Annotated in this window: 20 protein-coding genes; 1 reads left to right on the top strand and 19 read right to left on the bottom strand. The window is 46.9% G+C overall.

From position 1 onward, the window contains the following. Positions 1-597 precede the first annotated feature (597 nt). The 8 genes from Q5076_RS12870 to Q5076_RS12835 all read right to left on the bottom strand — a co-directional run bounded on the left by Q5076_RS12870 (position 598) and on the right by Q5076_RS12835 (position 8,392). Positions 598-1,572: a FimB/Mfa2 family fimbrial subunit gene (locus tag Q5076_RS12870; protein ID WP_303013920.1), complete on the bottom strand. Its 975-nt coding sequence runs from the start codon at positions 1,570-1,572 to the stop codon at positions 598-600. Between the two features lie 27 nt (positions 1,573-1,599). Beyond that, positions 1,600-3,102 (bottom strand): Mfa1 family fimbria major subunit, encoded by a 1,503-nt coding sequence (locus tag Q5076_RS12865; RefSeq protein ID WP_303013919.1) that lies wholly within the window; start codon positions 3,100-3,102, stop codon positions 1,600-1,602. A gap of 26 nt (positions 3,103-3,128) precedes the next feature. After that, entirely contained in the window at positions 3,129-4,541 is a 1,413-nt protein-coding gene (locus tag Q5076_RS12860) for a DUF3868 domain-containing protein (RefSeq protein ID WP_303013917.1), read from the bottom strand. 26 nt (positions 4,542-4,567) lie between these two features. Continuing rightward, on the bottom strand, positions 4,568-4,759 hold the full coding sequence (locus Q5076_RS12855) for a hypothetical protein (RefSeq protein WP_303013916.1): 192 nt from the start codon (positions 4,757-4,759) through the stop codon (positions 4,568-4,570). Between the two features lie 11 nt (positions 4,760-4,770). Further along, the gene (locus Q5076_RS12850; RefSeq protein WP_303013914.1) at positions 4,771-5,334 is read right to left on the bottom strand and encodes a DUF3575 domain-containing protein; all 564 of its coding nucleotides are present in this window, start codon (positions 5,332-5,334) and stop codon (positions 4,771-4,773) included. 17 nt (positions 5,335-5,351) lie between these two features. Continuing rightward, positions 5,352-6,395: a DUF3868 domain-containing protein gene (locus Q5076_RS12845; protein ID WP_303013913.1), complete on the bottom strand. Its 1,044-nt coding sequence runs from the start codon at positions 6,393-6,395 to the stop codon at positions 5,352-5,354. A gap of 22 nt (positions 6,396-6,417) precedes the next feature. Continuing rightward, entirely contained in the window at positions 6,418-6,984 is a 567-nt protein-coding gene (locus tag Q5076_RS12840; RefSeq protein ID WP_303013923.1) for a DUF3575 domain-containing protein, read from the bottom strand. A gap of 433 nt (positions 6,985-7,417) precedes the next feature. Beyond that, complete coding sequence (locus tag Q5076_RS12835) at positions 7,418-8,392, bottom strand: tyrosine-type DNA invertase cluster 3b (RefSeq protein WP_303013911.1); 975 nt, start codon at positions 8,390-8,392, stop codon at positions 7,418-7,420. A gap of 141 nt (positions 8,393-8,533) precedes the next feature. Here Q5076_RS12835 and recO point away from each other — a divergent pair, with 141 nt between their 5' ends. Next, the gene (gene recO, locus Q5076_RS12830) at positions 8,534-9,262 is read left to right on the top strand and encodes a DNA repair protein RecO (protein WP_303013910.1); all 729 of its coding nucleotides are present in this window, start codon (positions 8,534-8,536) and stop codon (positions 9,260-9,262) included. 299 nt (positions 9,263-9,561) lie between these two features. Here recO and Q5076_RS12825 read toward each other — a convergent pair whose 3' ends face one another. The 11 genes from Q5076_RS12825 to Q5076_RS12775 all read right to left on the bottom strand — a co-directional run bounded on the left by Q5076_RS12825 (position 9,562) and on the right by Q5076_RS12775 (position 24,179). Further along, positions 9,562-10,011, bottom strand: a complete 450-nt coding sequence (locus Q5076_RS12825) for a GatB/YqeY domain-containing protein (RefSeq protein WP_303013908.1) — start codon at positions 10,009-10,011, stop codon at positions 9,562-9,564. A gap of 56 nt (positions 10,012-10,067) precedes the next feature. Next, the gene (gene ftsZ / locus Q5076_RS12820; protein WP_303013906.1) at positions 10,068-11,378 is read right to left on the bottom strand and encodes a cell division protein FtsZ; all 1,311 of its coding nucleotides are present in this window, start codon (positions 11,376-11,378) and stop codon (positions 10,068-10,070) included. 25 nt (positions 11,379-11,403) lie between these two features. Further along, positions 11,404-12,846: a cell division protein FtsA gene (gene ftsA / locus Q5076_RS12815; protein ID WP_303013905.1), complete on the bottom strand. Its 1,443-nt coding sequence runs from the start codon at positions 12,844-12,846 to the stop codon at positions 11,404-11,406. A gap of 80 nt (positions 12,847-12,926) precedes the next feature. After that, positions 12,927-13,664, bottom strand: coding sequence for a cell division protein FtsQ/DivIB (locus tag Q5076_RS12810; RefSeq protein WP_303013903.1), 738 nt, complete (start codon positions 13,662-13,664; stop codon positions 12,927-12,929). 6 nt (positions 13,665-13,670) lie between these two features. Continuing rightward, positions 13,671-15,062 (bottom strand): UDP-N-acetylmuramate--L-alanine ligase, encoded by a 1,392-nt coding sequence (gene murC, locus Q5076_RS12805; RefSeq protein ID WP_303013901.1) that lies wholly within the window; start codon positions 15,060-15,062, stop codon positions 13,671-13,673. Positions 15,063-15,159: 97 nt separating this feature from the next. Next, the gene (gene murG / locus Q5076_RS12800) at positions 15,160-16,290 is read right to left on the bottom strand and encodes an undecaprenyldiphospho-muramoylpentapeptide beta-N-acetylglucosaminyltransferase (protein ID WP_303013899.1); all 1,131 of its coding nucleotides are present in this window, start codon (positions 16,288-16,290) and stop codon (positions 15,160-15,162) included. Between the two features lie 101 nt (positions 16,291-16,391). Further along, positions 16,392-17,714 carry an FtsW/RodA/SpoVE family cell cycle protein gene (locus Q5076_RS12795; RefSeq protein WP_303013898.1) on the bottom strand — a complete coding sequence of 441 codons (1,323 nt, stop codon included), beginning with the start codon at positions 17,712-17,714 and terminating at the stop codon, positions 16,392-16,394. A gap of 23 nt (positions 17,715-17,737) precedes the next feature. Next, positions 17,738-19,072: a UDP-N-acetylmuramoyl-L-alanine--D-glutamate ligase gene (gene murD / locus Q5076_RS12790; RefSeq protein WP_303013896.1), complete on the bottom strand. Its 1,335-nt coding sequence runs from the start codon at positions 19,070-19,072 to the stop codon at positions 17,738-17,740. A gap of 141 nt (positions 19,073-19,213) precedes the next feature. After that, positions 19,214-20,482, bottom strand: coding sequence for a phospho-N-acetylmuramoyl-pentapeptide-transferase (gene mraY, locus Q5076_RS12785; protein ID WP_303013894.1), 1,269 nt, complete (start codon positions 20,480-20,482; stop codon positions 19,214-19,216). An 88-nt stretch (positions 20,483-20,570) separates the two neighbouring features. Next, the gene (locus Q5076_RS12780; protein WP_303013893.1) at positions 20,571-22,019 is read right to left on the bottom strand and encodes a UDP-N-acetylmuramoyl-L-alanyl-D-glutamate--2,6-diaminopimelate ligase; all 1,449 of its coding nucleotides are present in this window, start codon (positions 22,017-22,019) and stop codon (positions 20,571-20,573) included. 27 nt (positions 22,020-22,046) lie between these two features. Next, on the bottom strand, positions 22,047-24,179 hold the full coding sequence (locus Q5076_RS12775; protein ID WP_303013922.1) for a penicillin-binding protein: 2,133 nt from the start codon (positions 24,177-24,179) through the stop codon (positions 22,047-22,049). Between the last annotated feature and the right edge of the window lie 71 nt (positions 24,180-24,250).

Here is a 24,250-nt window from a genome sequence, read left to right as displayed (position 1 = left end):
CTTTCAAGAATGAAAATCTTGCGTCCTAACCGATAGACGAACGGGCCATCCTTTTATTGCATTTCTGCGGTTTGCTTTCTTGAATCAGTGTTTGTTTCTCGATTGCGGATGCAAAGGTAGTAACTTTTTTGAAATTGGCAAACATTTGGGCAAAGAAAATTCGATTTTTTACAAAATATTTTTCTCCGTTCTTCGCTATGTATTGATTTCCAGAAATATATGTTCTTTGAAATTTTGCGTTTCATTTCCGTTTCCGGGCGACGGCATAAACAGTTTTTCTTATACCTTATTATATTAGGAACTGGATTCGGACGGGAGGATATTTATATATCAGCCGGATATGACGCAGACAGGCGTCTTTTTTCTTCTCTCCGTTTGCAAGGCAATAAAAAAGTGCATCCGTTCCACGCCTGGAAAAGATGCACTCTACACAAACAAAACAAACAATTTTAATAAAACGCCTTTTTAAGGGAAATGTCGTTTTATAAAATCGACATGTAGTGGGAAACATTACATGTGTTAGGGGGGCCTTACAGCCCGCTAGGATACTTCACAGTAGCCTTTTTCAAACATCTCACCAAAATACCGTAAGAAGCCCTAGTATCGGGATTCCAGCTCGGAATTGTTCAGACGCACAATCCAACCGTTTACTTTCATTTTCGTACATATCTGCGGGACTCCTGTTGTCGACGGCTTGACGAAGAATAAAAGCGTATATGAGTCTTGGCGGTCAAGGTATTCCTGATCATCCATTTCACCGATGTAGTTGTTGGACAACAGTAAATATGAGGTAAGCGGGATGCTCAGGATGTCTTGTCCGCTGGGTATATGCTTTATCGACAACTTCGTCTGGTCTCCTTTCATGAGACGTAATGTACTGAGCCTGGCGTGAACGACAGGAGTCTGGTCGGATGCGATAGCTTCTTCCTGCCGGTAAGGGCGGTAATAAACCAAATCGTTACCGACCGGGGTGTTCGTGTAGTCTATCACACCGTTGGCGGATTCCAGAGTGAAGGCGAAGTCTTCCTGCCGGAGAGGTACATTCGTCTCATCTTGAAGTATGCATGAAAAATAATTGGTATTCTTTGTCAGGCTGGCGGTGAATACCCGGTACTCTTGGCTAATGGCAATATTTTCAAGGCTACCGTAGAAAAGAGCGTTCAGCCTTTTGCTTGACTGGTTCCCATTATCGCATATCAGTGACATATTCAGGGATTTCCGTTCCGTTTGTCCGGTCTTGAGATTCGGGAACCGATATGTACGGTCGGAAGCCCCTCCCCATACCAGTAAATGATAATTGCCTTCGGGAAACGGTAGTCTTACCATACAGTAGCCTTGATGTAATGTAACGCTATCCACGTCTAGCCGGTCCACATACTTGTCATTCTCGTCGAAGGCGAGAACGGTGATGTCTCCTACTTGTGTGGAGGCTGCATCCACATCCAGTATATTATAGGTATACGAAATCTTCAGCCAGGTCCCGGAAGGACAGTCTGATAAATCATCATTTACCCAATTACAGGATGAGAACAGGGTAATAACACAGATAGTATATAGTAAAAATGGACGCATCTATAATGGATTTAGTTCTGTCGTTTGTTATTCAAGCGCTACATCTTGATCACGTACGACCCAAGGAAGAACATTGATATCAATGTTCATTTCAGCTTTGTATTCGTCCGGTTGTTCCGGTTCGATGAAAGGATCACCGCTACCGAGTCCGGCGATTTTGTTAACGGACAGCCTGTATATGTTGTTACGCACAATACCGAATTCCATTACGCCCATCTCCGTCGGTTGCTGGTTGTCTTCGTGTTTAATCCAGTAATTATAGTAGCATGAGAAATTTTCCGATTTCATGAAACGTTTGATGTTGTAATTGGAAAGCTCTTCTGTCGTTGAATCGTCGTTGATTTCAGGAGGCAAGTTGTTGAGGGCATGCTTTCTGACCGCTTCTACGCTGGTATAGAAGTTATAGTTGAAATAGAACATTTTGTTCGGCCAGTTGGACGGATCGTCCACAACTTCTTTATCTTCGTTGAAAACACGGTCGGTTGCGATATTCATATTGGCTCTGAACATTACTCCCGTGCTGTATGCATTCAACTGGGCAGGACGGTACATACAGTTTTCCAGACAGTAGATATAAGACCAACTGTTAGCTTCTGCCATGCCGGCCCAATTACTGTCGTTTATGTTCAGATCTACCAATGCCTGCGTATAGAATCCATCACTGTTTGTAAAGTCAGCGGCGCCTTCTACGGTTTTCTTGAAGAAGTAAGGGTCGATGACATAACCGTTGGTCGGATTGATATCGCCGAAATTCACATCAGTATATGAACCGGGTTCCTGAAAATCATCCAATACGGCGGTGTGGCGGAAAGTATAAAATTTGGTTGCAAGGTTCAGCATTCTGAAATTATTGAGCTTGATTGTACAGTAAAGCTTTCCGTGGGGATCGAGCAACGGAAATGTTTCCTGTGTCTGTGTCAACTCAACCTTTGCAACGACACGTTCCAGGTTGATGAACACATTCGTTACTTTATCAGAACCTACAGGGTCTTTTACTTCGATATTCAGGTTGGCGGAACCGCGGTTGCTCATGACAAAACCACCGTCCGGCACGTTTGTGATTTTCCCTTGGCTGTAAGTAACGGCATCGATTGCACCCAGGAAATCATCCTGTGTAGTGATGTTGCTTGCGACAGCTTGTCCGTTGGCAATGGCAAAAATGTTGTAAGTACCCGGATTTACGACAATTCTATCGGCAGTGTACTGTATGGTCTGACCGTTGGAAACTGCTTGGCTGATGTTCTTCAAATCTTGTTTGTCTACAAATGTCTTGGTCTTGGCATCGAACAAATAAACCGTAAGGCTCTTCACTTTGTACTCATCCTTTGAGCCGGTTTCGGTAACGCCGGACGATTCGGCACTTCGCGTATTGCTTACGTTAGGTATTACGAAAGATAAAGCCAGATTCCCGTTAGAGTCCTCTGTCTGGGTTCCGGACATCACTGCGTCTACGTCAGTGTCATTGATACAACTGTACTGCGTAATTGTTGCAAGTAAAAGCAACGGCATCAATTTTTTTAATCTTTTCATTGTACATAAAGTTTTAGTTGAATAATTTATTTTAATTCCAGGATTTGTTTTAAGTTTATGTCTGCTTGCGGTAATCCCGCCTCTTTAGCTTGCTGGAATAATTTTTCCGCTTCTTCGTAATTGCGTTGAAGGAGATGTAAGACTCCTTTTGCCAATATTGTTTCCGGCATTTCCGGCGCTTTCTCCAGATAGACCGCCGCCGTTTGGGTGTCTTTTTGCATCAGGGCTATACATGCGGCATTCAGATTCGCTACGGGATTGTCCGGGAATAGCTGTACGGCAGTCAGGAAGATTCTGTTATAAGTCTCGCTTCCCGGTGTGCAGGTAAGCGCAAGGCGGAACATCTCTTCAAGGCTCAGGTTCTTGGGGTTGGTCTCGAATACTTTCCGCGATTCCTCCAGGGTGAACGGGCGTACACGATACTCGATTGTATAATCGGAATGTCTTAACAGGATAAACCAATGATCCAGTACGAAACGGTAAAATGCGGGAAATCTTTTTTTAAGCCTGTATTCTTTGCTGTCCGGATGGATGTTGCTTGTCACGATTTTCATGACAGCCTCTTTCTGCCGGAAAGCCGTGTCGGTGAGCAAAGCCTCAAATCCTTCCCAGTCTTCAGGCGTATGTGATGTATGAATATGCTCCTTGTCAAATGCGTATAATCGGCATACATATTCTTTCAAAGCCTGTGTGCGTTCGCGTGCCAGTCTTTCATTGAGCTTGTAGGGGCCGTCGGGCGACGCATAACCGTGTATGTTGATGTGTGTGATGCTTGCGTTAGTGTCATTCTTGATGGTGTTGATTGTCTCGATAATTTTATCCAATTCCGCAGTGTTGTTGCTGTATGCCGTGTCGATAACGGTTACATTTACGGGGAAATCGATAAACGCGCTTCCTTTTTCACTTCTGATTTTGGATGCTTCTACTTGCGGGGCCAGGAAGGCGAGTTGTGGAACCGCTATCGGTTGCGGGTGTAAGCGGGCGATGCATGTGAAATTTTCTTCGCCGGGGATTCCGCATCCGCAATCCTTCTCCGTGAGTGACAGTGCGGCGTTATTCATCCATTTCTCAAAAGGTATGGAATGTAGGTAATGCATCATCTGACGGCTTCCGTTTTTTCTTAACAATGCCCGTGCCTCCTTTTCTTTCCTGCCGGTTTCGCGGGCAAACATGATGTGCTGCTTCCGCCCGTTGATATAAATCAGCGGTAACTCCACTTGATGTCCGAGACTGTCGCTGACAACAGGCGCCAGTACCAGTGACTCATTGGGCAATAAGTCCCGGGTGATGTCCAGTGAAATGGAAATCACCAGTTCTTTCCCCGCCTTATACAGATTGGAAGAGGCGGCGCGCACGTTGCCAGAGTCTTCCATTATAGCTGTCTGGGCTTGTAGTGAAAGAGATAGGATGACTGCAATGATAAAAGCTCCTGTTTTCATCGTTATAATAAATTTAGTCTTTCTTCTTACCACGGATAAATCTGGGAGATGACTCCGCATTCTTGCAGTTCCTGCAATATTTTCACATCCTTTTTGGATTTAGCTATCCCTCCGTGCCCCAAACGATATACTTTCCATGGGGTAGTTCGGTATTGCCGTGCAATACGCATGTAAATATTTCTTCTTCTGGAGAACCAGACTTTCCACAAATTCTTCATCTTATTCCTTTTTAAAATAGATAAACTAAACTTATCGATATTTTATTGGGTCCTATATAATGATAATCACCTTCGTCACGCAAGCCTGCACATTTCTTAACGCAGTTGTACTGTTTATAGCGGATGAAGTCATATCCTATTCCTACTCCTGTTTCTATGTTCCAATGGTCGTTCAGCATCCAGTGGTAACCGCAACTGATACCGCCTCCTACCAGCCAACCTTCATACCGGTACTTTTTCAGTCCGGAGAAAAGACCGAAAGGAAGATGTTTCCCTCCGATGTTGAACTGCGCCCCGTTGAGATACCCTCCCCAGAAGAAACCATTGAACTTCTGGCAAGTCCAGTATTTATATTCCGGTTGTATTACCCAATAACGGTTTACATAGGTTTCCCTCCGTTTCCAGGGACGCAGGCTTCCCGTCAATTCGACAGTGCTCTTATTTCCCAGGCTATATGAGACTCCTCCCCCGAAAGCTCCGTCAATCGCCGGAAGCGCGTTAAGTCTGACCGCTACTTTTTGTGCGCGGCAGGTCAGGCAACCGAATACCAACAGAAGGAATATAAAGTATCTCATTGTATCATCTATCTGGATTAAGGACGTTTGCTATTCTCAAAAAATACATTCAGATTGTACGACGCTTCTTCGGAACCTTCCGCCTTGGCTGCTTTCAGCATCCGGATGCCTTCGTAAGTATTTCCGGTCATCAACTCGTACACACCCCGGCAGTTTTTGTAGGCAAGTCCTTCATGAAGAGCCATCGAAAGGAATTTGCCTACCGCTTTCGTATCTCCTTGTTCTATGGCTGCCGCCGCCGCATTCAAGTTGGCGATGGGATGTACCGGATATAACTTGACGCTGGTATTGATGATTTGGTAGAACTTGGCCTTGTCCTCCGCGTATGACAGTGCTACGGTGTAGAGTTCGCGCAGGGACAACATCTGCGGGTTGATATCCGCCATGATTTTAGCTTCTTCGAGGTTGAAGTTCAGTTCTTTCTGGTTACGGGTGTCTATGTCGTCTGTTGCGGGAGATACATAAGCACCTTTGTATTTCATTTTCGTAGCGCCCGGCATTGGAGAGGAAGAGGGAAGCCCGGCGTAGACAGGTTCCTTTTCTTGAACCGGTTTTTCATCGAAAAACGGCGTATAGCTGTTCTGTTGCTGCGTTATGATGAGCGTGTCTTTCAGGGAATGTTCTCCGTCAGGTTTGACAACGGTTCTCCTTAGATAAAGGGAAGCTTCGTTCATCCAGCTTTCTGCCGGCAGAGAAGTACGGTAAGCGATGTTCTGAGAATGGCCTTCCTCGACACCGAGAACCAAATAAGCCTTATTACCGTCATTGGTCCCGTTCTTTTTGCGCAGTATTTGGCTGCGTAAATATAATTTATGCTTTTGTTTACCGTTTAGCTGGACCGGCGGCAATAACACTCTCCGTTCCTGGCTGGTCAGCACAGGTGTCAGCATGACGGCGTTTTTAGACCCCATGTCTTCTACATTTACCAGCATGTCCATGGAAAGGAACAGAGAATCTGCCCGTACCTCCATGAAATGAGGTTTGATATCCAGTTTTATGTTTTGTGCCGGAAGCAAATTGCATATCAGTAAACTCAGAAATATGAATGCGTTCGTTTTCATTTTATAGGGTTATTAGTTTGATTTATCGGATAAAGTAGACGACTGATATTCCTATTTGGGTAGGTCCCCAATAGTTGCAATGAGATTTCTCCAGCAAAGCTGCCTTTTCAGGTTGTCCGTAGCGTTTGTAGTTGAGATGGGCATATCCCAATGCGATTCCTGCTTCTAAGTTCCATTGCGGGCTAATCAGCCATTGGTAACCATAAGAGATGCCGAAACCTGCCAGGTTCCCCTGATATCGGTTATTGATGATTTGTTTGTTCTCGATTCCGAACATTTTCCCATCGCTGAATCCCCAAGGAAGCATTCCTCCGAAGTTGAACGCGGCATAATGCAGTTGAAAGCCGATAAAGCTTCCTGCGAATGCTTCATTAAACCATTTGCGGTATTCCGGCTGTATCAGAAAATGTTTCATTTTCTTGTTCCCTCCGAACTCCCACGGGTTGTAACTGAGGGAAAGGTTAAATGTATGCGTATCGTCACACCGTATTTCTCCTCCTATGCTGATTGAGGTGGTGAGGTCATAAAGCAAGTTGCTTTTAAGGGCTATATTTTGTCCGCGAAGTTCCGAAACCGCCAAGCAGCACATAACAAGGAGAATGGCGACCGACCAAGTTCTAATCGCACATCCCTGCTTTTTGCCGGCAGGCAATTTCCTTTCGGGGGTGATATTCGGTTTGTGTGTCATAATTTCTTATTTATGAATATCCGTTACTTCTTAGGTAACGGAACTTCTGTCTTATGACTGTATTATGGAAAAAAAGTGGAAAAAGACGGCGGTCTTTTAATATCAAAATGTTTCTGAAAGCTTTCGGACGAAACTTAGTCCGATAATTGCGCCAATAGATGGTTGGAACATGAAATTCGCATCATTCATGTTCTTGCTTTCTATTTTATTTTTTCAAAAGAAAAAAATAAAATAAAGTCCGATTAATTTGGAATGTGATGTTATTTTTATATACCTTTGTGCAAAAATTATATCTGTTACCTAAGAAGTAATGGAAAAGTTAAATAGTTTATATTTAGATATTTATCTCTTGCGGTTTATTCGTGCTATAAGATTTTACGTAAAAACAATTTATCTTGTTAGCCTCCGTTCTTTTTTCCAATCCGAAGCCTTTTAAATAAGTTTGTGTCGTTTTAATTGATTTGTGTCCCAGAGATTCGCTAATCATTTCGATGGGGATACCGTGGTATTTGGCATTGGTAGCCCAAGAATGCCGTATGGTGTATGAACTGACGGGCGATTTCAAGTGCAGTTCTCTTGAGAGGCTTTTCAGTTGGTTGTTGAACCGCCGGAGAGCCGACTGGTATTCCTTGTATTCCCTTTCCTCTTTCCGTTTCTTGTCGCCTTTCAGGATGTCGAACAGGTAGTCCGGACAGTCTTCTGCCGGTGTTTTGCCGTTATACAACTCGTTCATCTCTTTTTGGGCGGCATCCAATATCTCGATACTCATCGGCGTGCCGGTTTTGATACGTTTATATCTGAGTATTCCGTTTTTCAGCGCCGACTTTTCCATATGTGCGAAATCGGAGAAAGGCATTCCACAGAACTGGAACATCAGCCGGGCAATCATTTGTGTCCGCCGGAGTTGCCGGGACTGGGGAACCTTGTAGAGAAGTGCGTGCAGTTCATCGATAGGCAACGCTTTTTTTTGCCGTACGTCCACTCCTGTGAATACGTCGCGGAACAGCCGCGGGATAAAACGGGCGATACCGGTTTCGACACCCCGGTTGTAGATGCTACGTAACATGCGCATATACGTCGATACGGTGTTGGGCTTTAATCCGCATTCGAAAAGATATTGCCCGTACCGCCGGAGGCTGTCGCGGTTAATCTGACCGAATGCGATGTCCGGCGTACCGCAGAACTTCGTAAATGAAAAGATTGCATTCTTATACACATGTGCCGTTGAATAGCGGCCTTCTTCCTGTAAATTCCGGATATACGCTTTGGCACATCCGGTGAATCCGTTTTTATTGCTTTTTCGTTTCATAAGTTTTGTTTATCTTTACTTGTTAGTCATGGACTATAACAAAAGTAGCCATCTTTTTTGTTGTTAATCCTCCTAAAAAGTGGCGGATTATCCCGTATTTTTGTAGTTTTGTTCCGGATTTGGAAATGAAGTGAACCGGTTATGCTGCAGAAAACGAAAGGAATAGTTCTTCATACGCTTAAATACAATGATACGTCTATCATTGTCGATATGTATACGGAGTTGTCCGGAAGGGCTTCTTTCTTGGTGTCGGTCCCCCGTTCACGGAAGGCGACGGTAAAGTCCGTCCTGTTCCAACCTTTGTCTTTTATCGAATTTGAGGCGGATTACCGGCCCAACACGTCTATTTACCGTATCCGGGATGCGAAATCTTTTTATCCCTTTTCCTCTATCCCTTATGATCCGTACAAGTCTTCGATGGCGCTTTTCCTTTCCGAATTTCTTTATCGGGCAGTTCGGGAAGAGGCTGAAAATCGTTCGTTGTTCGCTTATTTGCAGCACTCAATCGTCTGGCTGGACGAATGTCCGGAAGGGTTTTCCAATTTTCATCTGGTTTTCCTGATGCGGCTTTCCCGTTTCCTGGGTCTTTATCCTAATCTGGACGATTATCATACGGGTGATTATTTTGATATGCTGAATGCCTGTTTTACTTCCGTCCGCCCCCAGATGCATTCCTCTTATATCAATCCTGAAGAGGCGGGACGTCTCCGTCAATTGATGCGTATGAATTATGAAACGATGCATCTTTTCGCGATGAGCCGGGCGGAACGCGCCCGTTGTCTGACGATAATGAATGATTATTACCGTTTGCATCTGCCTGATTTTCCGGTATTGAAGTCGTTGGAAGTCTTGAAGGAGTTGTTCGATTAGGCTTATCGCCGAATGCAAAGAAGAAATTGTTTCAGCCTGGAGATTGAAAGTTGGAAATCTTATGGATTCAATTTTAAAAGGAGAAATCTCCGCTATTATAGCCTTCACTTGTTAGAAATACGAGGTAGGAATCGCGGAGATTCTTATGTTACAGTTTATAAATTATAAGGAAGGCTGTCCCATTTTTTATTTTAGGACAGCCTTTATAAATGTATTGCTGATGGTTAATCTCTTATCTCGATTTTACGAGTAATGAGAAATAAAAAACAAAAAATACTTCTGGTAGAAGAGAAAGACGTTTATCCCAAAAGTTCTTTTACTTTGGCGGAAATGGCACGGCCTTCGGCAAGTCCCGCCAGTTTTTTGGAAGCGACTCCCATTACTTTACCCATATCCTTACCGCTGGTGGCTCCCGTTTCGGCGATGATTTCCTTTAGTGCGGCTTCCAGTTCTTCGGCAGACATTTGTTTCGGCAGGTATTTTTCCATGACTACCACTTGCGCCAGTTCCGTATCCGCAAGGTCCTGACGTCCTTGTCCGACGTAAATTTCGGCTGCGTCTTTTCCTTGTTTAACCAGTTTCTGAATGATTTTCAGAGCTGCGTCATCCGTCAATGTATCGTTTACTCCCTGAGCGGTTTTGGCTTCGAGGAAAACCTTTTTCACATTTCTCAAAGTTTCGAGGGCTACTTTGTCTTTCGCCTTCATTGCGTTTTTAATGTCTTCGCTGACCCGGTCAAATAAATCCATACTTTTATAATTACAGGTTATACTAACTATAAATGATATTCTTTAGAAAATTTCAATTAGAATGTAATGACGCCGTTGTCGTCCATTGCCTCTTCCGCAGCCACTTCTTCTTCAAGAGCCGCCTTTGTCCTGATTTTGGTAAGGGTCGTCTTGTCACGCTGGTAAGTGGGCGAGTCTTCTACCATGGCGATGATGTCGTCGTTGTCCAAGTCTTCCGAGTTGAACAGGTAGATGTGGCGGCGTTTGCGGAAACTCTTGCTTCCGATGCCGCTGGCACTTTCTCCGTAGGCTTTCCGGATACGCTCTTTATTCTTTTCTTTTTCTTCTTCAAGTTGCAACTGGCGTTCTTCTTCTTCCTGACTGCGTGCTGCATGCAGGCTGTCCATGCCGGGCACGTCTTCTACGCCGAAACCGGTTGCCAGTACGGTAATCTTGACTTTCGTATCCAGTGTGTTGTCTATGGCTACGCCCCAGATTACTTCCACGCCTTCCCGGAATTTGCTCATGAACTCATGTATTTCGTTCATTTCTTCCATCATCAGTTCGGACGACGGGCAGAAAGAAACGTTCAACATGACTTTCTTGGCGTTAAAGATATCGTTGTTGTTGAGCAACGGAGAGTGCAAGGCATCGTCAATTGCTTTGGTTACCCGGTTTTCTCCTTCTCCGAATCCGGTACTCATGATGGCTACGCCACCGTCTTTCAGAATCGTTTTTACGTCGGCGAAGTCCAGGTTGACCGTGCCGCGCATGGTGATGATTTCAGCGATACTCTTGGCGGCGATGGAAAGCGTATCGTCGGCTTTACCAAAAGCGTTCATGAAGGTCAGGTCGGCATATATCTCACGCAGGCGCTCATTGTTGATAACTAATAAAGCGTCTACGTGCTGGGCGATACGTTCTACACCGTCCAATGCCTGGATGATTTTCTTTTCTCCTTCGAAGATGAATGGGATGGTGACAATACCGACAGTCAGGATATCCATTTCCTTCGCGATACGGGCAATGACAGGGGCGGCTCCGGTTCCGGTTCCTCCTCCCATTCCGGCAGTGATGAATACCATTTTAGTCCCGTCATTCAACTGGTTCCGGATGTCTTCTATACTTTCTTCAGCAGCCTCGCGCGCCCGTTCGGGACGGTTACCGGCTCCAAGACCTTGTGTGATGTTACGGCCCAGTTGCAGCTTCACCGGAACGGGTGATTCGGCCAGCGCCTGGTTGTCCGTATTACAAAGAACGAACGTCACGTCATGTATGCCTTCCCGGTACATGTGGTTTACGGCATTGCCGCCACCTCCACCTACGCCAATCACTTTGATGATTTTCGGTGAATCCGTCGGGAAATCGAATTGTACTATCTCGTCCATGTTATGTGATTTTTGATTTTATAACTCATTTCATATCGTCGTCGGAGAAAATCTCTTTCGTCAGCGAATCAATCTTACGCTGAATCCAACTGGGACCGGATTCTTTTTTCCGTCTTTCCTTCTCTTCCTTTTCTTTCTGTTTACGCAACCTCTCCGCCTCTTTTGCTGCTATCTTGGCTTCTTTCTCTTCTTTTTCTTTCTTGAGTTGGGCGATGCGCGCCTGCTCTTTCAGCTCCTGGTCGTCTGCGAATATGTCGGCCGTCTTGTGCGTTTCCGTTTCCGGCTTGGAAGTAACGGGGATTTGCGGGGCGGTTTCCGTCAGGCAGCAGTTCTGGTTTCCTTCAAACAGAAGTCCGAAAAGGGTGTTTTGCGAACCGTCTTTTTTCAGGATGTCACTTGGAGCATGCACTGTGTTGCGCGGCAGTTTGGCTGTCCGGAGCTTTTCTATCTTGCTGCGTTTGCGCAACATTTCGTCCAGGTTTTTCAGGTTGGCGGCTCCTCCTGTCAGAACGATTCCCGCCAGCAGTTTGTCCTCGTAGCCGGATAGTTGAATCTGGTTCCATACGTTGGCGATGATTTCTTCGGCACGTGCCTCGATGATGTTGTTCAGGTCGGCTATCTTGATGGCACGGCTGTCATCGTCCAGTTGGCAGGTCGCGGCTTCCTCCTGTTCTTCTTCCTCGTAGAGGACATCGCCGTATTCCTTTTTCAGGCGTTCCGCTTCTTCTTCCTCCATTTGCAAGGTAGTAATATCGCGGGTGATGCTGTTGCCTCCCAATGGCAACACGGTCAGGAAGCGGAGAATGTTGTTTTTGTAGACGGAAATGGTGGTGGTATCCGCCCCGAAGTCAATCAACGCACAACCCGAACGGCGTTCGCTTTCGGTCAGCACGGCATTGGCCGTTACCAACGGGGCTATCAGTTGTTCGGCAATGTCGATTTTGGCTTGTTCGAAACAGTGTTCCAGATTCTTCCGGACGGAAGTGCGGGCTATGATATTGAGAAAACGTCCTTCGATATGGCTTCCTACGAGTCCTACCGGATTGGCTTGCAGGTTATTGCCTACTTTATACTCCTGCGGGGCTACATCCAGTATGTCCATATCGACCACCGGAACGGCAACATTTTCGTCGCCGATGGAGCTGACGAGTTCTTCCGATATGATGGCTTCTTCTTCCAAATCGCGGCTGACTACGTTGCGGACTGTACGGAGTGACTGTCCGCCTATGCCTACATATACTTTGGCAATTGAGTTTTTCAACTCACCTTCCAGTCTGTTAATGATGGAAGTCAGGCTTTGCGCCGTTTTGTCCAGATTGAAGATTACTCCTTTGCGGATGAACGTAGAGGAGTCTTCCTGGGCATACGCTAGTATCTGCATGCTTCCGTCACTGTTCTTTTTTCCGGCCACACCGGTTATCTTCGATGAACCAAGTTCAATAGCGGCGATAAATTCTGTTGTTGCCATAGGGTTATTTTATTTACTATTTTACTATTTACAATTTACTATATAGAGAGACTGTTTACTTATCATCTATCACTTATCAACTACTCTCGTTTTGTACAGATAATCTGGTTGCTGAATTCGAGATTGATACGTGAATATTTGTTCCAGCCTACCCGGTTGAGTCCTTTTTTGTAGAACTCCTTCAAACGTGCCAGTTTATCTTCAAAGTTCTCCAGTTTTCCGAGATAGACCAGATGGTCTCCCACACGCGGCACCAATTCGATGTTCTGGTCGGGCAACACATGGATCTGCTCTATCTGGGCGTCCCAGAATTTATTATTATGCAAAAATACACCAAACTTATATAAATCCTTCATTGCAAACGACTTTTCTACGTTTCCGGTGACAATTATCCGGTGGGCGACGCATTTTGCCTCCGGCGGCATGATGTTTCCTTTGTTGTCAAGGTAGTAATTCTCACCGTTGGAACTCATTACCCGGAGGATGGGGATGCGTTGCGTGACTTCCACGCAGATTTTACCGCTGGGAGTCTTGTAACATTCTGCTTCGTCAATCAGCGGATGCCTGCTCAGTTCGCGTTCCAGCGTTTTGGTGGAAATGCGCTCCATCTTTCTTCCGATGGGATAAATTCCTTTGTGCTGGAGGATACCTTTCAGTTCGTCTTTGGTGATAAAGCCGGCATAAGCGGTATCCTTGATAACCAGTTCCATGTCACGGCAGGTCTGGTCGGCAGGCTTGCGGTTGAAGGCAGTGATAGCTACTATGAGGTAGGCTATGAGTACCAACATGACGATGGACAGAAGGATTCTTTTTACCATAATGTTTTATTGATTAACATTGTTCTTCATTTCCAGTATTTTTTGTATTTCGGGGACATAGTTGTCTATATCACCCGCTCCCAGAACGATTAATACTTCAATGTCTTTTTCTTTCAGAATGTTCGGTATCTCTTCCTTTTTACACAGGCTTTTTTCGATGCCCGGACGGAGGTTGTCGTAAATCAGCCTGCTGCTGACACCCGGAATCGGTGTTTCGCGTGCCGGGTAGATGTCGGCGAGAATCACTTCATCGAGTAATGAGAGGCTGTCGGCAAATTCTTGGTAGAAGTCGCGTGTACGGGTGTAGAGGTGAGGCTGGAAGACGGCTGTAATTTTTCTGTCTTTATAGAGCTCGCGTATGGACAGTACGCTCTGCCTGATTTCAGACGGATGATGGGCATAGTCGCTGAGGAAGACAGTGCGCTCGTTCTTGATTTTAAAATCGAACCGGCGGTCTACTCCACGGAAGCTTTCCATTCCTCTTTTGATTTCTTCGTCAGTCACTCCGTTCAGATGCGCCAATGCCATGGCCGCCACTCCGTTTTCGATGTTAATGCTTACCGGGACTCCCAACCGGATATCGTTGATTCGTGTGTCCGGAGTGATGAAGTCTATCTGTATCTCGCCGTTGCCGATGCGGATGTTTTCTGCATGGAAATCGCCCTCGTCACGTGAGTATGTGTAGATGCGTACGCCGGGTTGTACTTTCGGTTGCAGGGAGATTCCCTTTCGGATAATCAATGCGCCGCCCGGTTGGATGAGTGTGGTGTAGTGTTCGAAACTTTCCAGGTATGCTTGTTCTGTCCCGTAGATGTCCAGGTGGTCGGGGTCTGTGGCGGTGATAACTGACATATAAGGAGACAGCCAATGGAAGGAGCGGTCGAACTCATCCGCTTCAATAACTGTATAGGGACTCTTTGGGGAGAGCAGCAGGTTGCTCCCGTAGTTCTTGGAGATTCCTCCGAGAAAAGCGGTGCATTCTACGTGCGACTGGTGGAGCAAGTGGGCAGTCATGACGGAGGTGGTGGTTTTCCCGTGGGTTCCCGCTACACACAGGCTTTTGCTTGAGCGGGTAATCGTGCCCAGTACTTGAGCGCGTTTCTGTATCTCGAATCCGTTGTTGCGGAAGTAGGCGAGTTCTTCGTGTTCCTGCGGGACGGCAGGGGTGAATATGACGAGTGTGCTTTCCTTGTCTTTGCAGGCTTCGGGAATCAGGGAGGCATTCTCTTCAAAGTGTATTTGTGCGCCTTCGGCTATCAGGGAATCTGTCAAAGGGGTGGGAGTGCGGTCATAGCCCGCTACTGTTTTCCCCTTGAACAGGAAATAGCGCACGAGCGCACTCATGCCGATGCCGCCGGCGCCTATGAAATAGACTGATTTTATCGTTTCAATATTCATTTTTTCGTTTTTTTGATTTCAGACAGGGATTACATGCCGGAAGTTCTGTCCGGCTTGCAGGAGGTAATTCCTGGCTGTGTTGACCTTATTATTCTGTTTATCTGTATTCATTCGTTTCCATTTCCGCCAGTTTGATGACTTCCCGGGCAATTATCCTTGCCGAGTCGGGTAGGGCTAACTTGGCGATATGCTCGCTTAGTTCTTTCAATTTTTTCTCATCGTTGACTGTGGACAGAGCTATATCCAGCAATAGGGTTTCCGCTTCGCTGTCTTTTATGTAAATGGCAGCCTGCTTGTCTGCCAGAGCCAGCGCGTTTTTGGTCTGATGGTCTTCCGCCACATTGGGCGAAGGGATTAGGATGACCGGTTTGCGTAAAAGACAGAACTCGGAGATGGAGCCTGCACCTGCACGGGAGATAACGAGATCGGCTGCGGCATAGGCTGCCGCCATGTCTTTAATGAAAGCTGTTACGTACAGGTTCGGGATTTCTCCGGCAGATTTCACCGTTTCCGATATTTGCGGGTAATAGTAAGCGCCTGTTTGCCAGATAAACTGCACGTCACTGTTCTTTTTGATGATGTCCAGCCCGGCCGCCAGTGTCCGGTTGATAGTGCCTGCCCCCAGGCTTCCGCCTACAATCAGGATGGTTTTCCGGTCTGTCTGCAGCTTGAAGGAACGCAGTGCTTCTTCTTGGGAAGGCATGTCTTTTGTCAGGTTCTGGCGGACGGGATTGCCTGTCATGATGATTTTGTCGGCGGGGAAGAATTTTTCCATTCCGTCATAGGCTACGCAAATTGTTTTTGCCTTTTGCGCCAATAGTTTGTTGGTAACTCCCGCATAGGAATTCTGTTCCTGGATTAAGGTCGGAATCCCCATCATGCCGGCTGTTTTCAGGGTAGGTCCGCTGGCGTATCCGCCTACTCCGACAGCCACTTGCGGACGGAAGTCTTTGATAATTTTACGTGCCTTCCATTGGCTGTGCGCCAGCTTGACGAGTACCGTCACGTTTTTCCACAGGTGTTTGCGGTCGAAGCCTGCAACCGGCAATCCTATGATTTCATAGCCTGCATCGGGCACTCGTTGCATCTCCATACGTCCTTCGGCTCCTACAAAGAGTATTTTTGCGTCAGGGCGTATCTCTTTTATGGCGTTTGCAATGGAAATGGCCGGGAAGATGTGCCCTCCCGTGCCTCCACCGCTGATAATGATTCGAAGTTCCTTTTTCATAATAGTCTTTTCTTCTGTCCTTTTTTCATTGTTGTCCGTTCATCGTCTCTTGTCCGTCTTCATGCTGTAATCTGTTTTATGCCGTTATCCGGCATACGTTGTTATTTTTCTTTATTGATGTCGTTTTCATCCTCGAATTTGGCATCGCTGTTCAGAATCCGGGCTGTCGGTTCTGCTGCCGCCTGCGCTTCGGAGTCTCCCGGATTCATCTCTATTTGTAGCTGAATCTGGGCATCGTGGGCTTTCTGTTCTTCCAGATGGGCTGTGTACCGGCTTACGCTTAGTATCATTCCGATGTAGGCGCAGTTGATTAGCGTGCTTGTCCCTCCTTTGCTGACTAAGGGCAACGGTTGTCCCGTGACGGGGAACAATCCTACGGCGACCATCATGTTCAGTATGGCTTGGGATACCAGCAGCAAAGCGATACCCATGACGAGGAAAGCGGGAAAGGTACGCTCGCATTTCTGGGCGATCCGTCCTGCCCGCATTAACAGGCACAGGTAGAGGAACACTACGAATATGCCTCCTATCAGTCCCATTTCTTCAATGACGATGGCGAAGATGAAATCGGAGAATGCCTGGCTCAGGAAGTCGCGCTGAATGGAGTTGCCCGGTCCTTTGCCGACTATGTTGCTGGTAGCGATGGCTATGCGTGCATGTGCGACTTGTGCGTCTTTGTCAATGTCGAATTTGGAGGCGGGTACTTCTTCTTTGTCGAAGAAACCGGAAACGCGGTTCTGCCAGGTTTCAAAACGGTGGAGACCCGGAGTGTTGTGCAGTGTCTTTGCCGGAACGGCCATCAGCACTCCTACGCCCATTCCGCCTATGAGTATCAGTACTCCCAACATGCCGAACAGTTTTTTGGCGGATACCCGCCCGATGAACATCATCATGCATACCACTCCGAAGAGCAGCATGGCCGTTGACAGGTTTTCGGGCGCGATGAGAAGGAAAACCAACCCGGTAAGGAACATGATATATTTAAAGGCTTTGGGGTTGGCACCGTCTTCATCCTGTTTTTTGGACAGGATGAAAGAAACGGCGATGATTACGGCCATCTTGGCTAGTTCCGAGGGTTGGAACTGTAATCCCATAAAGGTCATCCAGCGGGCTGCCCCATTGACACGGTCGCCTGTGATGATACCCATCAATGTGACGAATGCCAGCAAGACCAGGGAGACCGGATACAGAAATACCGGAAATACCTGGAACCATTTGTAGGGTACGTTGTGCAGGAATACGACTACTACGGCGCCTACCATCAAGATAATCGAGTGTTGTGTAATCGGTCCCCAGTGGTCTCCGCTTTTGTAGGTCAGTGTTGATGCTGCCGAGAACACTTCGATAATCGAAATGAGGCAGAGACAGAGAAAGATAATCCAGATTACCTTATCGCCTTTGAATATGTTCTTTAATAAATCCACTTTATAATAGGTAATTTACAGTTTTACAGTTCTCTTACATATTTTTTAAACTGCTCGCCACGGTCTTCGTAACTCTTGAATAAGTCGAAGGAGGCGCAACAGGGGCTTAATAGTACGGTTTCGCCTTTTTGGGCTAGTTTATAGGCTGCTTCTACGGCGTCTTTCATACCGGTTTGTATGTCGGCTACGGGGAGTCCGAGGCGGTCGAAGAAGTGATGGAGTTTCTCGTTATGGAGTCCCAGATATACCAGGGCGGAACATTTCTCACGCACCAGGTCTTCGATTTCCGTGTAGTCGTTGCCTTTGTCTTTGCCGCCGAGAATCAGCACTGTTTTGGTAGTCATGCTCTGAAGGGCATACCAGCAGGAATTGACATTGGTGGCTTTTGAGTCATTGATGAAGTCGATTCCGCGGACACGCGCTACTTTCTCCAGCCGGTGTTCCACTCCCTTAAAGTCAGAGAGGGCTTTACGGATGTTCTCTTTGGTGATACCGGCGAGGTTGGCTGAGATACCGGCTGCCAGAGAGTTATATAGGTTGTGTTGTCCTGTCAGGGCAAGCTCTTCCTGTTCCATGTTGAAGGCAATCGGCTCGGTGATTTTTACTTCATGGTCTTCTACGTAGGCGATGGCTCCGTCTTCTTTGACGGCGGCGAAAGGATACAGGTGGGCTTTCAGGCCGTGTTTTGCCAGCTCGTGCTTGATAATCGGGTCGTCATTCCAGAAAATGAAGGCATCGTCCGGTGTCTGGTTCTGCGTGATGCGGAACTTGGCGTCGATGTAGTTTTGCATGCAGTGGTCGTAACGGTCCAAATGGTCCGGTGTGATGTTCATCAATACAGCGATATTGGCACGGAAGTTATACATGTTGTCCAGTTGGAAAGAGCTGAGTTCGATGATATAATAATCATGGTGGTCCTCAGCTACCTGCAAGGCGAGGCTTTTGCCGATATTGCCGGCTAATCCTACGTTCAGGCCCGCACTCTTGAAGATATGGTAGATAAGCGAGGTGGTAGTCGTCTTTCCGTTCGAACCGGTGATACAAATCATTTTGGCATTGGTGTAGCGTCCGGCGAATTCAATCTCTGAGATGACCGGCGTACCTTGAGCTTTCAGTTTCAGGATGAGCGGGGCGTCATTCGGGATGCCGGGACTTTTGATTACTTCGTCGGCATTCAGAATGAGTTCTTCGGTGTGACGGCCTTCTTCCCAGGCAATCTGATGGTTGCCGAGAAGTTCCTTATACTTGTCCTTGATAACGGACATGTCCGAAACAAATGTCTCAAATCCTTTGACTTTAGCGAGTACGGCTGCACCTGAACCGCTTTCGCCAGCTCCTAAAATTACAATTCTTTTCATTTACGGTAATGTGCTCTTATTTGCCCGAAATATTGTTGGCTTGTCGGACGGGCACATCTTTTAAAAGTTAATAATCGGGTTAATACTCTCAATATATATACGGCTGCCGTATCTTTTGCCCGGTGATACGGCGGTCGGCTGTTATCTTATCTTTAATGTGATAATCGTTATTGCTGCCAGCACAATCGTTACAATCCAGAAACGGACGGTAATTTTTGATTCGTGAAACAATTGGTCGGGTTTGGTGAATTTCACGGTACATCCCGGTTCTATCAGGTTCATGGAAGTACGGAAGTGGTCGTGAATCGGAGCCCGCTTGAACAACCGTTGTTTTACTCCTTTCCGTTTTCCCGCCTTGTAGTAAACCCGTTGCAGGATGGCTGACAGGTTCTCTACCAAGAATACGCCGCAAAGAATCGGTATCAGTAATTCTTTGTGGATGATGATGGCGAATACCGCAATAATACCGCCTATGGTCAGACTGCCCGTATCTCCCATAAATACTTGTGCCGGATAAGCATTGTACCACAGGAAACCAATCAGTGCGCCGATGAAGGCGCAGATGTAGATAACCAGTTCTTCCGATCCGGGGATGTACATGATGTTCAGGTAGCTTGCGAATTCCATATGTGACGATACGTATGCCAGGATGCCCAGTGTGGCGCCGATAATGGCGGAGTTACCTGCGGCCATTCCGTCCATTCCGTCATTCAGGTTGGCTCCGTTGGATACGGAAGTCACCACGAAGATGGTGATAATGACGAACAGCACCCACCCTGCCGCCTGTGCGTGGTCGCCCATGAAGGCTACGAGGTCGGCGTAGTCGAGGTTGTTACTTTTGAAGAAAGGGATGGTCGTTTGGGTTGACTTTACGTTGTTTGTTCCGTGTATCACTTCCATCTCTTGTCCGGGAGTATGCACTTCGATGTTTTCGCGGATAACGACGTCAGGGCTTAGGTACAGGGTAAGTCCGACAATCAGCCCCAGTCCTACCTGGCCGATAATCTTGAACTTTCCGTGCAATCCTTCTTTGTCTTTTTTGAAGATTTTGATGTAGTCATCGGCAAAGCCGAGTGACCCTAACCATACGGTTGTTATCAGCATCAGTATCATATATATGTTATGCAGTTTCCCCAGTAAGAGACAGGGTATCAGGATAGCTACGATAATGATGACGCCTCCCATGCTCGGTACGCCCACTTTGTTGACGCCGAACGGGTCTGTCTTTTCATCGCGCTGCGTTTCTGTAATTTGCTTTTTCTTCAACAGGTTGATAAACCTGTCTCCCCAGATACTTGAGATAAGCAATGCAATGATGACGGCCATCAAGGCGCGGAACGAGGTGTAACCGAACATGCCCGCTCCGGGGAAATTTAGTTTATGCAACCACTCAAATAGATAATATAACATAAATAATTGTCTGTTTATCCATGTCCCGGTATGCCGTCGGTTCTCTGGTCCGTTTTACCTGTCGGCCGGCATATCGGCACATTGTCCGTTATTTAAAAATTTCTTTTAATATTTCTTTGTCATCAAAATGATACTTCACTCCTTTTATCTCCTGATAGTTCTCATGGCCTTTTCCGGCTACGAGTATCACGTCTCCTTTTTCTGCCAGCATGCAGGCAGTACGTATCGCTTCCTTGCGGTCGGCGATGCTCAGGGTCTTTTTCATGTCTTCCGCATCGAGTCCTGCCAGCATGTCGTTGATGATGTCCTGCGGTTCTTCAAAACGCGGGTTATCCGAGGTGATGATAACACGGTCACTGGCTTTGGCCGCCTCTTTTGCCATGATGGGGCGTTTGCCTTTGTCGCGGTTGCCTCCTGCACCGACTACTGTGATTACTTTTCCTTTTCCTTCGAGTATTCCGTGTATGGCGTTCAGCACATTTGCCAATGCATCCGGCGTGTGGGCGTAATCGACAATTGCGGTAACTCCTTTCGGAGAACGGATGGAGTCGAAACGTCCGGCTACCGGGTGGAGAGTGCTGAGAGCTATGAGCACGTCTTCTTCTTTTTTACCGAGCAACACGGCAGTTCCGAATACAGCCAGCAGATTGGAGGCGTTGAATTTCCCAATGAACCGGACTGCCAGTTCACGGTTGTTGAAGTCGAGCAGCATTCCTTCGAAATGCGATTCCAGTACCCGGCCTTTAAAGTCGCTAAGGCTTCTTAGCGAGTATGTGTAGACTTTGGAGCGCGTATTCTGTGTCATTACCAATCCGTTCTTGTCGTCGAGGTTGGTCAGGCTGAATGCGCTTTTCGGCAAATCGTCGAAGAATTTCTTTTTTGCTTTCAGATAGTTCTCTACTGTCTTATGGTAGTCGAGGTGATCGCGGGTGAGGTTAGTGAAAATACCTCCTGCAAATTTCAGTCCGCTGATTCGTTTTTGGGCGATGGAATGAGAACTGACTTCCATGAATGCGTATTTGCATCCTTCATCTGCCATTCGTCCCAGCAGCCGGTTGAGTGTGATCGGGTCGGGGGTGGTGTGTTCCGTCGGAATCGCTTCGTCGTCGATATAATTGCAGACGGTGGAAACAAGTCCTACTTTGTATCCGAAGTAACGGAAGGTATTATATAATAAGGTGGCGATTGTCGTTTTTCCGTTTGTTCCGGTAACGCCGACCAGTTCCATTTTGGAGGTGGGATCGCCGTAGAAGGTCGTGGCGATTTTTCCTACGGCGTCTTCGCTGTCTTTTACTTGTATGTAGGTGATACCTTCTGCGGGCTGTTCCGGCATGTCTTCACAAAGGATGGCAGTCGCGCCTTTCCCGATGGCGGCAGGTATATAGGCATGGCCGTCTGTTTGCGTACCACGCATAGCCATGAAGAGTTGTCCGGCTTCTACCAGACGGGAATCGATGTTGATTCCGGTGATTTCTATGTTTGAATCTCCGGTTATTTGTACCGGCTGGATTGCTTTCAGTAATTTGTTTAATAACATTGTTTCTTCTATATAATGTATTTGTTTCTATTTCCGGTTCATTGTGAGGGTAATCGTCTGTCCCTTCTTTATAATGGTTCCGTTGGCTATCGATTGGCTTTTGACTTTGCCTACTCCGACCAGGTTGACTTTTAGTCCTCTGCTTTCCAGTAGATAGACTGCATCTTTGGCTCCCATGCCGATAACGCTCGGCACAAAGTCCTGCATGATTCCCCGGCTTTCCAAAACCACGGCTTTCGGAGCGGAATGAGTGCTCCCCCATACTTCTTTCCCCGAATCGGTGATTTTCCCTTGTATGTGGATGTCCAGCTCTTCCAGTACCCGTTGGGTTTGCCTCATTTCTCCAGCCATTACGTGGGGAATGACTACGGTATTGGTGTCAATTGCATTGGTGAGCGGCAGCCGCAGGTCTTTAGCGTAGACTCTTTCTGCTATCTTGCTGAACACGCTGCCGGCCATCAGTCCGCCGGAAGCGGGTAATCCCGGTTTTTGAATGGAGACAATCATGCTGTATTTAGGCGCTTCCGATGGAAAGTAACCGCAGAAACTTACCAGATAATTGGTCCTTCCGGTCTTATATCCGGCCGCTCCTTGTGAAATCTGTGCCGTCCCGGTCTTTCCCGAAACGTGAAACTGTTTGCTTCCGGCAGGTTTGGCTAGTCCTTCGCTGACCACTTTTTGGAGAATCTCGCGAATTTGAGCCAGTGTCTTTTCCGAGCAAATCTTGGGATTGATGATTTCCGTCGGATATTCTTTTACGGTTTCTCCGTCTTTTACTGCCGCTTTTACGAATTTCGGGCGCACCATCACTCCGTTGTTGGCTATTCCGTTATAGAATGTCAGAATATTGATTGGCGGGACTTGTGTTTCGTAACCGATGCTCATCCACGGTAAGGTGGTTTTTGAGAAGTAACGTTCTTTCGGGCCGCGTATATTCGGTTTGCCTTCTCCTGCGATTTGCAGATGGAGGGGTTGGTCGATACTCATCCGTTTTAGACCGTCCACGAATTTTTGCGGATTGCTGCCGTAAAAATGTTCTATGATGTAGGATGTACCGACGTTGGAGGAGACTCCCAAGATTTGGGTGACGGTGAGTTTTCCATATCCTCCGCGATGCCAGTTATGGTCTTTCATGACTCGTCCGTGCATCGGCATTTGTCCGTTTCCGGTATCCACAACGTAGTCCGGAGTAATTTTGCCATCTTCGAGGGCTACCATGATGGATGCTGTTTTGAAGGTGGAACCCGGTTCGAGCATATCGCTAATCGCATTGTTGCGCATTTCATAATATTCGCCGTCTTTGCCCTGTGTCATATTGACGATGGCTTTCACTTCTCCGGTGGCTACTTCCATCAGCACGACTACGCCTACGCTGGCATTCAACTCTTTCAGCTTGTCTACCAGCGCTTTCTCGCATATATCCTGCATGCCGACATCGATGGTGGTAATCAAGTCGCATCCGTCCACCGGCGGTACGTCGACAATGTTCAGGTATTTATTCATCACTTTCTGGCGGTGAGTCAGCCCGTTCTTTCCACGTAGGAGCGTATCAAAGGCAAGCTCTATACCGTTTCTGGCTCCTTTGGCCGTATCGGCGTACACGTCTCCCAATGTACGCGCAGCCAGCGAGCCGAAGGGCTTTTTACGCTGGTTATAAGCCAGTTCCTTGAATCCGCCTTTGTAACGGTTCAAACAGAAAACAGGCAGTTTTTTAACTTCTTTGTATTGTATGTAGGAAATGCGTTTCGGATAAATCAGATAGTTACGGCTTTTAGCCCGGCGGCCTTTCCTAAGATGTGCCTTGAATTGGGCCGCACTCTTGTCAGGAAATATCCTGTGGAGTCCGGCACAAATGGAATCCATGTTTGCGTTGAGGATGGAGTCGCGACGTGCCTGGTCTTTCTTTCTCCGTTTCTCGTCTTTTTCGCCGGACATGAAATCCATGTATATCCGGTATTCGGGCAAAGAGCTTGCCATTAGTTTCCCGTCGGAAGAAATGATGTTTCCACGATTGGGCTTTACTGTTACGTTCTCTTTTACGAAACGATCGGCTACATCCTGCCAGTATTGCCGTTCGGCAAACATCGTAATGCCTGCCTTTACGACAATTGCTACTCCTATCAGCGCCATCAGCAGGATGACGAAGAAGTAACGGGTCATTATGTTTTTTTTATTTACTGCCACAGTATTTACTCTTTTAAAACTCTCAACTCTCGGTTTTCAACTCTCTC

It is taken from the genome of uncultured Bacteroides sp. (assembly GCF_958445495.1).
Classification (GTDB): domain Bacteria; phylum Bacteroidota; class Bacteroidia; order Bacteroidales; family Bacteroidaceae; genus Bacteroides.
This window is presented reverse-complemented; position numbering and strand designations above follow the sequence as displayed.